The organism is Rudaea sp. (genome assembly GCF_036383415.1).
In the GTDB taxonomy this organism is placed as follows: domain Bacteria; phylum Pseudomonadota; class Gammaproteobacteria; order Xanthomonadales; family Rhodanobacteraceae; genus Rudaea.
The window spans coordinates 1-13,245 of sequence record NZ_DASVOK010000245.1 but is presented as its reverse complement, the minus strand read 5'-3'; the positions used below and the strand labels follow the sequence as shown (position 1 = coordinate 13,245).

General features: G+C 65.6%; 9 protein-coding genes and 1 pseudogene. 1 reads left to right on the top strand and 9 read right to left on the bottom strand.

What is annotated here, in order from left to right; translation table 11 throughout:
- The 9 genes and pseudogenes from VF497_RS09320 to kdpF form a co-directional block, all read right to left on the bottom strand.
- Window positions 1–954: pseudogene (locus VF497_RS09320) on the bottom strand (two-component system sensor histidine kinase KdbD); the annotation flags it as partial.
- Between the two features lie 41 nt (window positions 955–995).
- A complete protein-coding gene (locus tag VF497_RS09315; RefSeq protein WP_330887962.1) occupies window positions 996–2,075 on the bottom strand; it encodes a glycosyltransferase family 2 protein in 1,080 nt (359 codons plus the stop codon).
- Window positions 2,076–2,143: 68 nt separating this feature from the next.
- Window positions 2,144–3,526 (bottom strand): hypothetical protein, encoded by a 1,383-nt coding sequence (locus VF497_RS09310; protein WP_330887960.1) that lies wholly within the window; start codon window positions 3,524–3,526, stop codon window positions 2,144–2,146.
- A 34-nt stretch (window positions 3,527–3,560) separates the two neighbouring features.
- Window positions 3,561–4,304 carry a hypothetical protein gene (locus VF497_RS09305; RefSeq protein WP_330887958.1) on the bottom strand — a complete coding sequence of 248 codons (744 nt, stop codon included), beginning with the start codon at window positions 4,302–4,304 and terminating at the stop codon, window positions 3,561–3,563.
- Window positions 4,305–4,374: 70 nt separating this feature from the next.
- Entirely contained in the window at window positions 4,375–4,956 is a 582-nt protein-coding gene (gene kdpC / locus VF497_RS09300) for a potassium-transporting ATPase subunit KdpC (RefSeq protein WP_330887956.1), read from the bottom strand.
- A 1-nt stretch (window position 4,957) separates the two neighbouring features.
- Entirely contained in the window at window positions 4,958–5,779 is an 822-nt protein-coding gene (locus VF497_RS09295; RefSeq protein ID WP_330887954.1) for a TorF family putative porin, read from the bottom strand.
- A 38-nt stretch (window positions 5,780–5,817) separates the two neighbouring features.
- A complete protein-coding gene (kdpB, locus tag VF497_RS09290; RefSeq protein ID WP_330887952.1) occupies window positions 5,818–7,884 on the bottom strand; it encodes a potassium-transporting ATPase subunit KdpB in 2,067 nt (688 codons plus the stop codon).
- Between the two features lie 65 nt (window positions 7,885–7,949).
- Entirely contained in the window at window positions 7,950–9,755 is a 1,806-nt protein-coding gene (gene kdpA / locus VF497_RS09285; protein ID WP_330887950.1) for a potassium-transporting ATPase subunit KdpA, read from the bottom strand.
- Window positions 9,752–9,844 carry a K(+)-transporting ATPase subunit F gene (kdpF, locus tag VF497_RS09280; protein WP_330887948.1) on the bottom strand — a complete coding sequence of 31 codons (93 nt, stop codon included), beginning with the start codon at window positions 9,842–9,844 and terminating at the stop codon, window positions 9,752–9,754. The genes kdpA and kdpF overlap by 4 nt, the downstream gene beginning before the upstream one ends.
- Window positions 9,845–10,435: 591 nt before the next feature.
- On the opposite strand from kdpF, the gene VF497_RS09275 reads away from it, so the two are divergent.
- A complete protein-coding gene (locus tag VF497_RS09275) occupies window positions 10,436–13,072 on the top strand; it encodes a DUF1631 family protein (RefSeq protein ID WP_330887946.1) in 2,637 nt (878 codons plus the stop codon).
- The last annotated feature ends 173 nt before the right edge of the window (window positions 13,073–13,245 follow it).

Genomic DNA, 13,245 nt, shown 5'->3' with positions numbered 1-13,245 from the left:
TTTCAGATTGGTAATGACGCGATCGCGCGCCGCGCGCGGCAGTCGCGTCAGTGCGGGCGTCTCGACGTAGACGGCGATCCAGCCAGCATGCAATGCAGTCGCGAGCCGGCGCGCGGCGCGCACCACGCGTTCGGACAGCGGATCGGGGCCGATGCAGACGAGCACGCGCTCGCCCGCGGCCCAGGGTTCGGCGATCGCGTGATCCTCGCGGTAGGGGCGCAGCGCGGCGTCGACGCGATCGGCCGTCGTGCGCAGCGCGAGTTCGCGCAGCGCGAGCAGGTTGCCCGTGCGGAAAAACGAAGTCAGCGCCTGGCCGGTTTTTTCGCTCGCGTAGACCCTGCCTTCGCGCAGGCGCTGCAGCAGTTCGTCGGGCGGCAGGTCGACGAGTTCGACCTCGTCGGCCGCGTCGAACACGCGGTCGGGCACGGTTTCGCGCACATGCACGCCGGTGATCTGCGCGACCACGTCGTTGAGGCTCTCGATGTGTTGCACGTTGACCGTCGTGTAGACGTCGATGCCGGCGACGAGCAGCTCCTCGACGTCCATCCAGCGTTTCGGATGGCGCGCGCCGGCGTGGTTGCTGTGCGCGAGTTCGTCGACGCAGACCACGCGCGGATGGCGCTTGAGCGCGGCGTCCACATCGAACTCGGTCAGCGTCACGCCGCGATGTTCGAGCTTCTGCGGCGGCAGCACTTCCAGCCCTTCGAGCAATTTTTCCGTTTCCTCGCGACCGTGCAGCTCGACGTAGCCGACGACGACATCGACATGCTCGACCGCGAGCTTGCGCGCGGCCTCGAGCATCGCGTAGCTCTTGCCGACGCCTGGCGCGGCGCCGAAGAAGATCTTCAGCCGCCCGCGCCGCGCGCGCGCCTCCTCGCGACGCATGCGCGCGAGCAGTTCGTCGGGGTCGAGGCGCTGATCAGGCGAGCGGCGCTCGGGCAGGTTTGCGGACATGCCTCATTCTCGCACGCACAGGCGCGCGGGGCGCAAAGCGATCAGGCCTTGGCAAGCGCGAAATCGAGGTTCTTGGCTATGCGTTCGCGCTGCGCGGCGGGCAGGCGTTCGTTGGCGAGCAACTGGCGGCAAAGGCGCGCGCTTTCCTCGCGCTCGCCACACCAGTACAGCGCGACGGCGAGTTCGTCTTTCGCGCGCCAGTCGTAGACCGGGCGGTCGATGAAGAGCACGTCGCTCGGCAACTTCGTGTTCATGGCGATGCGGGCGAAATCGCGCGCGACCGCAAAGCGGCGATTCAGCCGGTTCCAGCGCGCGAATTCGCACGGCGCCTCGGCGCGCGTCGGGCGGTAGTCGTAGGCATCGAGATAGGCGAGGGCGATCTCGGCCGGCGCGGCGCCGATGCGTTCCCTGAGCACGGCGATCTGCAGCTTGGAAAAGTATACCTCTTCGACCCAGCCGCCCATCGCGACGCGCGCCTCGTAGGCGGTGATCGACTCGGCAAGGTCGCCGGCGTCGCGCAGGCTCTGGGCAAGGTAGAACGCGTAACGCGCGTTGCCGGGTTCGTCCTTGAGTGCCTTGCGCAACACTTCGGCATCGCGGCTGAACTTCTCGCGCTGCGTGAGCTGGCTGCGCGCGCCGTCGGTATGCACGCGGATGCGCAGGCCGGGCAGGTAGCGCGCCTGCGCCGCATGCACCGAATTGAGCGCCTCGTGCAGAACGCCGCGCCAGACCCAGTCGAGATCGAGTCGCGGCATCGCCACGCGGCGGTAGCGCGTGTCGCCGTAGATGAGTTCGAGCATGTAGCCCGGTGCGTCGAGCTTCGGGTAGGCAAAGCCCTTGTCGGCTTCGAGCACCTCGTCGGCGTCGATGATCAGCGCGTAATCGCCGTGCTTTTGCGCCAGCGCCAGCGCCTCGTTGCGATTGGTCGCGAAATCCACCCACCGCCGCTCGATCAGTTCTCCGGGCAGGCCGTCCATCGCCTGGCGCACAAGGTCCTGGGTGCCGTCGGTCGATCCGGTATCGGCGATCGCCCACGCCTGCACGTACGGGCGCACCGAGGCCAGACAGCGCCCGATCACGGGCGCCTCGTTTTTGACGATCATCGAAAGGCAGATACGCATGCTGAGAGATTAGCGTGAACTGTCCGCGTGTGGCAGCGGCACGCGCGGCTTCATCGACGACACCACGCTCAGTGGCAGTCCACGGTCGCGTAGAAGAATGCGCCCGTGCCCGGCGTGGTGGTGCCGGCGGTCAGCGTTCCGGTCCACGAGCCCCTGAGCGCGATGGTGCTCATTCCGGTGACCGATGCCGTCGCAGCGCCGCTGTTGCAACTGGTTGCAGCAGCCGCGGTCGTCGTGCATGGGAGTACCGGAGTTGACCCGGCGGAAGGGGCGACGCCGGGCGACCCGGTGACGATGCTCCAGGTAACGATCTGGCCCAAGTTGCTGACCGTTTGGATGCGCAGATTGGAAATCGACGTGCAGGAGGACGGCACGAAACTGTAGGAGCAGTTGGCCAATTGGCCCGTCGCGCAGTCTGGCGAGCCCGTGCCGATAATCGTCGCGGGGCTGAAGCCGGTGAAAAGCGGACCGCTTTGTCCTTGCCAGTTGCGGATCAGCATGAGGGTGTTCGTTCCGGCCGCACCCGTTGCGCCGGTCGGGCCGACGACACCTTGAATGCCTTGGGCGCCGGTCGCGCCGGTCGCGCCCGTTGCACCGACAGGACCCGCGGACCCGGTCACGCCGCTCGGGCCTTGGATGCCGGTCGCACCCGTCGCCCCGGGAAGGCCGGTGGCGCCAGTGGAACCCGTGGCGCCGGTAGCACCGGAAACGCCGGTGGCTCCGGTCGCGCCAGTTGCCCCCGTGCCGCCTTGCTGGGCCAGCAAGGCCCAGACGGAGCCATCGGTGCCCGGAGTGATGTTGAGATTGCCGGCCAAAGCGATGTAGCTCGAACCGTTGAAGTACACGGCATCGCTGGGAGCATAAATAGCGGAATTGCTCCAGGTCCCCCGGAAGTTCATCGACGCACCGTTAGCCCCGGTAGCGCCTGGGGCTCCCGAGGCACCGGTTGCGCCGGTGGTTCCCGTTGCTCCTATTGCGCCGCTGATGCCTTGCACGCCTTGCGGACCGGTCGCACCGGCTGGTCCGACCGGACCGGTAGCGCCGGTTGCACCGATCGGCCCCGCGGGGCCTGTTGCCCCCGTCGCACTTGCTGCTCCAGAGGCGCCGGTGGCTCCAGTCGCACCGGTAGCTCCCATCGGACCGGTGGCGCCTGTTGCACCGGTGGCGCCGCTGCCGACGCCTACGCCGGTTGCGCATGGTCCGAATGTCCCGGTCGCCGTGTCGAAGCAGACCAGCGTGCCTTGCCGCGCGGCGGAGCCCAGCCCCGGAACGATCACGTTGCCATTCGCGTCGACGCGAAAGCGCACGGTATTGCCGCTGCTGTCCTTGACGGCGAATCCACCTCCGTTCGGGGGAGTGACGGTGACGTCTTGTGCGGAAGCATCCGCGAATGAAAGCGCGCCGGCGATGGCGAGCGCCAGCAATGACCGGCGCAATAGCAGGTTGTGCATGTCGATACCCGAGTACTTCTTTATCTGGGAGAGACTAGCTGTTGAATCGATACCGGCGAGAGTGCCAAACAACGGCGAGCAAGGCGAGCGCGAACAGCAGCAAGCCGATGGGCGAAAGCGCAGTTGCAGGGATTGCGGTCTGCGCGACGATCGCGGCGAACCAGCCGGTCGCGTTGCCGCTGCCGCCCTCGTTGCTCAGGTTCGGGGCGAGATGTTGACCCGTGGCGTGCACGTCGGACACGCCGACATGGACGATGCTTTGCGAGCCGCCGGCAAGCAGGTTGATGTTGGCGACCTGGCCCGCGGCCGAACTGCGGAACTGGATCGGCTGCGCCGCCGTGCCGGCGATCGTCAGGAGGCCGGCGATCGTCTGCGTGCTGCCTGCGGCGAAGACATAGTTCTTGCCGCTTGCGGTGACGAAGCTCAGATTGGCGAAGCCCGTGCTGCCGCCGATCTGCGACGGCGCGCCGCCGTCGACGAAATTCACGCTGCCGCTGCCGGGAATGAAGTTGCCTGCATTCGACCAGTCGCCGGACAGGACGATCTGTCCGCTGCCACCGTCGAGCGTGCCGCCCGCCAGGATGGCGACATTCGCGGCATCCAGAATCCTGCCGCCCGCGACCGAGAGCAAGCCGCCGACCTGCACGCCGGAACTGGCGAGATCGACATCGCCGCCGCCAAGGGCGAATGAACTGCCTGCCGGTACGACGAGCTGGGCCGTTGCCGTCGAGGCGATGCATAGCGACGCTAGTGCAAACAAGGCGCGACGAAAGTTCATTGCGATCGATTCCCCCGAAGCGATGCCCGATGATAAGCGTCGCGGCGTGCTCCGGGAAGGGGACTGTGCCTCACTTTGCGGACGCAGCGCTGTCGAGCAGCAGGTTGAGGCGCAGCACGTTGACGCGTGATTCGCCGAGCACGCCGAACTGGCGTCCCGCGCTCGCCTGCTCGATGAACGCGGCGATTTCCGCTTCGCCGCGCCCACGCGCACGCGCCACGCGTGCGAGCTGATACCGCGCCGCGGCAGGCGAGATGTCCGGATCGAGGCCCGAGCCCGATGTGGTGACGAGATCGGTCGGAATCGGAGCGGGGTTGCCCGGGTCGGCCGCGTGCAAGGCATCGATGCGCTGCTTGACGGTGTCGGTCAATGCTTGATTCGTCGGGCCCTGGTTCGATCCGCCGGACGACGCGGAGTTGTCCGCGAACGGCGCGGTCGCCGACGGCCGGCTCCAGAAATATTTCGGATCGGTGAACAGCTGGCCGATCAACTCTGAGCCGATCGCTTTGCCGTCACGTTCGATCAGGCTGCCGTTGGCCTGGTTCGGAAAAATCGCCTGCGCGACGCCGGTGACCGCGAGCGGGTAGAGCACGCCGCTCACAACGGTCAGCATGAGCAGCAGCGATAACGCGGGACGGAGCAAGTTGCTCATTTCAGAAACTCCCTTGCAGTTGGACGAAACCGCGCGTGCTGCCGACGTCGCGCGTGTCGTTCGCGTTCTGGAAACTGGCGGTGTCGCGATAGAAGCGCGAATTGCTCGCGTGCGTGGCGACGCCGAGCAGGGTCCAGTGTTCGTTGAACTGGTATTTCACGCCCAAGCCGATGTCGGCGTAGCTCGGATCGCTTGCACCGTGCACATTTGGCGCGGCGAGTCGGGTCGAATAATCGGTGTAGCCGGCGTGCAGGGTCAGTGTCCATTTCGCATCGAGCGGTACCGCGCCTTCGAGCATGAAATAGTTCGTGCCCCTGGAGTCGGCGCGATAGCCCTGTTCGACGTCGGCGCCGAAGTAGTCGGTCAGCGCGCGGTTCCACTTCAGAGTCCACAGCTTCCACGACACGGCGAAGTTCGCTTCGAGCGTGTCGAGCGAGCGCGAGGCCAGGCCGGCGTGGTCGAGGTTCGCGCCCGGATAGACGTAGCCGTAGAGTCCCGCGCGCCAGGACCAGTCATCGTTGATCGCGCGGCCGTAGCTCGCGTACAGGTCCAGTTCCATAGAGCCGCCCGGATAACTGCGCCCGCTGATGCTCGATGCCCAGACGCCCGCGGCGAAACCGTTGGCCATGGCCAGGTCGGCGCCGCCCTGGATCGCCGGCCGGCCCCAGGTCTGGGTCAGGCCGCGGAAGACGTAGTCGGAAGTCAGCGCGAGATTGCCGGTGATTGTGTACGCCGGCACTTCCTGTGCCGTACTTTGAGCTTGCGCATGCACGGTTGCGGAAATGGAAAAGGCAAGAATTGCAAAAGTATATTTCTTCTTCATGGTCTTTCTTGTTTGAAAAATGGGCAGCTTGGTGAAAATCAGGCAAGGCCAAGCGCGACGAGGATCACGTCGATGATCTTGATGCCAACGAACGGCGCGATCAGGCCGGTGACGCCGTAGACGAGCAGATTGCGGCGCAGCAGTTCGCCCGCGCCGACCGCGCGGTAGCGGACGCCTTTCAATGCAAGCGGAATCAGGAAGATGATGATCAGCGCATTGAAGATCACGGCCGACAGAATCGCGCTCTGCGGCGTCGCGAGGTGCATGACGTTGAGCGCGTTGAGCGCGGGATAGGTCGACGCAAACGCCGCCGGAATGATCGCGAAGTACTTGGCCACGTCGTTCGCGATCGAGAACGTGGTCAGCGAACCGCGCGTGATCAGCAACTGCTTGCCGATCTCGACCACCTCGATGAGCTTGGTCGGGTTCGAGTCGAGGTCCACCATGTTGCCGGCCTCTTTCGCAGCCTGGGTGCCGCTGTTCATTGCGACGGCGACGTCGGCCTGGGCGAGCGCAGGCGCATCGTTGGTGCCGTCGCCGCACATGGCGACGAGGCGGCCTTCGGCCTGAATATCGCGGATCAGTTTGAGCTTGGCTTCGGGCGTCGCCTCGGCGAGATAGTCGTCGACGCCAGCCTCGGCCGCGATCGATGCGGCGGTCAGCGGATTGTCGCCGGTGATCATGATCGTCCTGATGCCCATGCGGCGCAGCTCGGCGAATCGCTCCTTGATGCCGCCTTTGACGATGTCCTTGAGTTCGATGACACCCAGCGCCTGATCGTTCTCGGCGACTACGAGTGGCGTGCCGCCCTTGCGGGCGATGTCTTCGGCGACGCGCGTCACCGCCGCCGGCAACTGGCCGCCGAGCGACTCGACGTACTTCTTCACCGCATCGAGCGCGCCCTTGCGAATGTGCTGCGCGCCGAGGTCGACGCCGCTCATGCGCGTCTGCGCGGTGAACGGAACGAAGACGACGCCGCTGCCGCCGACTTCGCGTTCGCGCAGGCCGAATTTCTCTTTCGCGAGGACGACAATGCTGCGGCCTTCCGGCGTTTCGTCGGCGAGCGAGGCGAGCTGCGCGGCGTTGGCAAGCGCGTTGTCGTCGACACCGGGCGCCGCATGGAATGCGACCGCCTGGCGATTGCCGAGCGTGATCGTGCCGGTTTTGTCGAGCAGCAGCACGTCGACGTCGCCCGCGGCCTCGACCGCACGGCCCGACATGGCGATAACGTTGGCCTGGATCATGCGATCCATGCCGGCGATGCCGATCGCCGAGAGCAGGCCGCCGATCGTGGTCGGGATAAGGCAGACGAGTAGGGCGACGAGTACGGTAATCGTCACCGGTTCGCCGTGGCCCGCGCTCCGCACGGCATACAGCGAGTAGGGCAGCAAGGTCGCGCAGGCGAGCAGGAAGATCAGCGAGAACTTGGCTAGCAGAATCGTCAGTGCGATTTCGTTCGGCGTTTTGCGCCGGCTCGCGCCTTCGACCATCGCGATCATACGGTCGAGGAAGCTCTCGCCGGGATTGCTCGTGATGCGCGTGATGATCCAATCCGACAGCACGCGCGTGCCGCCGGTGACCGAGCTGCGGTCACCGCCCGACTCGCGGATCACGGGCGCAGATTCGCCGGTGACTGCGGACTCGTCCACAGTTGCCGCGCCCTCGACGATCTCGCCGTCGCCGGGAATGAATTCGCCGGCATTGACGATGACGAAGTCGCCTTTGCGCAGATCGTGCGCCGCGCCGACGGTGACGCGGTCACGCTGATCGGGTGAGGGAATCTTGTTCGCGACGACATCCTTGCGCGCACCACGCAGCGAGGCGGCTTGCGCCTTGCCACGGCCTTCAGCGATCGCCTCGGCGAAGTTTGCGAACAGCAGCGTGAACCACAGCCACAGCGCGACGCCGAGGATGAAGCCGGCCGGCGCTTCGCCGTCCCCGCGCAGCGCCTGCAACCACAGCAGCGTGGTCAGGATGCTGCAGACGAAGACGACGAACATCACCGGGTTGCGGAACTGCGCGCGCGGCGAAAGTTTGCGAAACGCGTCGCCGATCGCTGGGATCAGCAGCGCTTTGTCGAGCGCGCTTGCGTGTGAAGTGGACATGTTGGATTTCCGAAGAATTGTCTTTTGCTCGTCATTCCGGCGGGGATTGCCGAAATGACGTTGTTTCAGTGCCCAAGCGCTACCAGCTGTTCCGCAATCGGCCCGAGCGCAAGCGCAGGCAGGAAGGTCAGCGCGCCGATCACGATCACGGTGCTCGCGAGCAGGACGACGAACAGCGGCGTGTGCGTCGGCAGCGTGCCGGCGGATTGGGGCACGTGCTTCTTCGCCGCGAGCGAACCGGCAATCGCGAGCATGCCGATCGCGAGCGGGAAGCGCGCGAGGAACATGCAGATGCCGAGCAGCACGTTCCAGAACGGGGTGTTCGCCGACAGTCCGCCGAATGCGCTGCCGTTGTTGTTCGATGCCGACGACAGCGCATAGAGGATCTCGCTGAAGCCGTGGATGCCGGGATTGGCAATGGCGGCGACGCCGGCTGGTGCGAGCACGGCGATTGCAGTGCCGATGACGACGAGAGCGCACGGAATCAGCACGACGAGGCTCGCCATCTTCATCTCGTAGGCTTCGATCTTCTTGCCCAGATACTCGGGAGTCCGTCCCACCATCAAACCGGCGATAAATACCGCGACGACGGCGAACGCGAGCATGCCGTATAGACCCGAACCGACACCGCCGAAGATCACTTCGCCAAGTTGCATCAGCCACATCGGCACGAGACCGCCGAGCGGCGTGAACGAATCGTGCATCGCGTTGACCGAACCGTTCGACGCGGCGGTCGTCGCTGTCGCCCAGATCGCCGAGTTGACGATGCCGAAGCGCGTCTCCTTGCCTTCCATGTTGCCGCCGGCCTGCAAGGCGCCGGCCTGTTGATCGAGCGGCAAACCGCTCAGCGCAGGATTGCCGCTTTGCTCGGCGAGCGCGCAGCCGATCAGCAGCGGCACAAAGATCACGAACATCGTTGCCAGCAGCGCCCAGCCCTGGCGGCGGTCACCGACCATCGCGCCGAAGGTGTAGCAGAGCGCGGCCGGCAGCAGCAGGATCGCGAGCACTTCGAGGAAGTTCGACAGCGGCGTCGGGTTCTCGTAAGGGTGCGCCGAGTTCGCGTTGTAGTAGCCACCGCCGTTCGTGCCGAGCTGCTTGATCGCGATCTGCGAGGCGGCCGGGCCGAGAGGCAGCGATTGCTCGGTGACCGGCGATTCCTTCGTCATGTCCTTGCCCGCGGCATCTTTCAGTGCGTTGCCGTCGGCATCCTTGACCGTTTCCGTCGCCGTCGTCGCCTGCAGCAGCGGCACGGTTGCGTAGGGTTTGAAGTTCTGCGGCACGCCTTGCCAGACAAGCGCAAGCGCGAGCAGGAACGACAGCGGCAGCAGCACGTACAAGGTGCTGCGGGTCATGTCGACCCAGAAGTTGCCGATACCTTGTGCCGTCTTGCGCATGAAGCCGCGAATCAGCGCGATCAGCACGGCGATGCCGGTCGCAGCAGACAGAAAATTCTGCACGGCGAGACCAAGCATCTGGGTGAAATAGCTCATCGTCGATTCGCCGCCGTAGCCCTGCCAGTTCGTATTCGTGGCGAAGCTGATCGCGGTGTTCATTGCCGAATCGGGCGCGACCGCGCCGAAACCCTGCGGATTCAGCGGCAGCCACTGCTGCATGCGCTGCAGCAAGTAGACGACGAGCAGGCCGAAGACGTTGAACACGAGCATGGCCACGGCGTATCGCTTCCAGTTCATATCCTCGTCGATGCGTACGCCGCTGAGACGATAGAGCAGACGTTCGACCGGCGCGCCAATACGCGTCACCCGGTTGGGAACGTCGGAAAACACGGCGGCCATGTAGGCGCCGAGCGGCTTGACGAGGAGCAGCAGCACGGCCAGATAGATGCCGATCTGCAGCCAGGTATTCGCGGTCATTCGAACCACTCCGGTTTGAGCAGGGCGATGGTGAGATAAATGGTCAGTCCGAACGCGATCACGGCGGCGAACCAATAGAGGGTGCTCATCGCTTCGCTCCGTTCTTGCACAGGGCGAAATACAGGCCGGTCAGGGTGAGCGCCATCGTCGCGACGACGAAGAAGACGATCACGGCCGGTCCTCCAGCCACGCGCACAAACGCAGGAAAGCGGCGGTCGAACCGATCAGCGCAACCAACAACAGCAGATACCAGGCATCCATAGCGGCAATCCTTGTGAACGTATCGATCAAGACAGGCCGCCACTCTAGGTTTGGGCGCATAAGGAAGGCGTAGGAAATCGTCCATGCTGCGTAAAGACCGGGTAAAAATCGGCAGCTGGGCGCCCGTCGCAGTGACATCGCTGTCTGAACGGCCAGCGCATCGATTCCGCAACGGGACTGAAACATCGTGTCCGTGCTCGCGGACGGTTAGCAGACTGTGAGGAATCGCGCGTTTGTGATTGAAATAAAAGAGAAGTCCGTCACGAACGAAAATTTCCCTTTTCCTTAACATCGCGACAGTCGTTGGTTTTCAGGTCGTCGCCGGGCTTTTGGGGGGCAGGGCGAGGATCCTCAGGGGAAGTATTGCCATGGCGTCGCCCGTCCCTCCATACAGCGCCCCTCTCGGGAAACCGCCCGGGATGTTCGATGACGACTCCAAGCGCAACGGCGACTCCGTCCCGAGACAGGATTGGTGGGGGCGCCTGAGCAACGCGCAGGTTGAGCTGCTTCGCCCGCTTTCCGCCCAGCTCTTCGAGAAGCTCGACGACACGTTGTTCGACCGCTCCGAATCCTCGTCCCAGCAGTTTTTCGAGGGCATGCGCATCCTGCGCAGGAATCGCGACGTCCTCACCCAGACCTGGTTCGATCATCTCGCCGAAGGCTGGAATGCCCTGCGTCCGCAGGCGCCAGGTGCGTTTCGTCCGCGCCTGGTCGCCGCCGGCGGCATGACGGTGGGCGGGGGATTCGCGGGATTGAGCTTGGTCGACGAAGTGACGCTTGAGCGCAATCTTGCCGTGGAAAGCGCCGTCGCCCGAGGTTCCTCGCTATGCCGCATGGAGTTGCCGCCGCTGCTTCATCGCCTGTCCATCCTGCGCAGTGGCGCGGACGTGCAGGCTGACGAAGTTCCCGCGGCACCTGCCGTGCTGGTGCGAACCTTCGCCAAATCCCTGGACGAATCGCCGGATCTTCCCGTCGAAGTCGCTCTGGTCGTACTTAAGCTGTTCGACCGCATCGTGGTGAGCATGACCGGCGTCACCTGCCAGGAGCTCAACCGCATGCTTGTGCAGGGTGGCGTCGCGCCGCACTGGAACTGGTCTTCGCCGGTGCAGCGCCGATCCGCGGCGATGCATCCGACACCGCCTCCCGGCGCAAACGCGCGTCAGCATGTCACGGCGGAGGAGCGCTCCTGGCTCGAGACCGTGCCGGGGCTTGATGCGGGTGCGCACGCAACGGCCGCGCAACTTGCTGGTTTGAGTCGCGACGGCATGCACGCCGGTTCGATGTACACGTCGCTGCAGGATCTGCCGCCGGAGACCGTCGAGCAGGCTCGCCTGACCGCCTCGGTGCGCGCCCTGCTCGAACATCGGCGCCTCGCACGCTATGCCGCATCGCGTGCCTATGCGGGTGGCCACCACGGTGTTGCCGGCGACGGTGCGCTGGATGGCGCAGCCTGGGGTGGCGATGCCGCGCAATCCGCGACACAGGCGTTGGGGCTGGAAACCTTGATGGAGGTGCTCGCCTCCCTGCCGCCGCCGACGCTGCCGACCTCGTGGGTGGGCGATGCCGAAGAGGATCTCTGGGATCCCGAGCGGCTCAAGCTCGAATTGCGTCGCAATCTCGGCAGCCGGTTGCATCAGGGCAGGCCATCCGCGCAGGCGGGGCAGGCGGACGAGCGCAACGTCGCGCTTGGCGAGCATGAGGACGTCATCGACATGGTCGCGATGATGTTCGGCTTCATCCAGAAGGACGACGCGTTGCCAGCCGCGGTCCAGGCGCTGCTGTCGCGCCTGCAGTTGCCCTATCTGCGTCTGGCCCTGATCGACGCGGAGATGTTTTCCGATGCCGACCACCCGGCACGCGCGCTGATGGACCGGCTGGCCGAGGTCGGAAAAGGATGCACGCCGGACAGCCCGATGCTGGCCGAGAAGATGCTGAGGATGCATTCCCTAGTCGGTCGTATCGTCAAGAACCACGATGTCACCCGCGCGTTCTTCGAGCGCGAGCGGGCTCAGTTCCGCGCCTGGTCGGACATGCTCGAAGCACGCGCGGCTGAGCGCGAGCGCGATCAGGTCGCGCCCTTGGCGAGCGCCGAACCGCCGGCTCCGGCCGAACTGCCGGAGGAAGCGGCGCAGGACGAGCCCGCGTCGGCGTCGGATTCCGCCGAGCAGCCCGCGCATCAACACCAGATTCGTCTGGCCGCGACCGCGCGCATGCGCGAACGGCTCGAAGGAAAGTCGGTTCCCGAAGGCTTGCGCCACGCCCTGTCGATTTTCTGGGTCAACCACCAAGTCCGGATCTGCGAGGCGCGCGGCAAGCGTTCCTACGAGGCGTTGTGGCTGGACCGCCAGCTCGACGCCGTCGTCGGTTTGCTCTCTCCGATGCCCGATCCGCAGGCGCGGGCGAGCCTTGAGCAGGATTGGGCGGACATCGAACGTGCCTGGGCCGGCGTGCTCGGCGAAGGGTCGGCTCCCGCGGAAGCACGCGCGCGCTGGATCAACACGTTCCGCCACTGGGCGGAAGTCCGCATCGGTCGCATCAAGGTCGACCCGACGTTCCGCTGGAACTGGCTCGAGGGGCTGGTTGCCCCACGTTTGCAACCGCGTTCAGACGAAGCCACCGCGCGCGCCGATGACAGGGCCGCGGTCACGGATGCGGAATCCGTCTCGGCATCGTCTGCCGGGGAAACCGGCGTGGATGCGCGCGTATCGACATTCAAGCTCAAGCCGATCCCCAACAAGTCGACGCCCCCGCGCTGGAAGGTCGGCGACTGGATCGGGTTCAAGGACGACGCGGACGTGGCTGGCGCCGAGGATTCCACGGATCCGAAACCAAGCCGGGCAGGTCGTGGCAAGGTGTCGTGGATCGGTGCGTTCACCGGACGCACGATCCTGGTCAAGACCGACGGCACGTTGTGGCGGGAGGAAGGCCGCGCCGAACTGGACGACCTGCTCGATCGTGGTCTGGCCGTCATCGTCCCGCGCGAATCGCTGTTCGATCGCTCGTTGCAGTCGATGTTCCAGAAGCTGCGCAGCAGCGTCGCGTCCGCGCTGTCCTGACCTCGCCCCGGGCGTGAGCGGCGCCATTCCTGGCGCCGCCCGCCGTCATTGACCTTCTTGCTGTGCCGGTCGCGTCTGCGGCCGCGGCGGGCGGCCGTTGTTCGAGTCACCGGGTCGTCCGGGCCTATTGCCCTGACCCGGGTGCGGTCGGCCGCCGGGGCCGGTGCCGATCG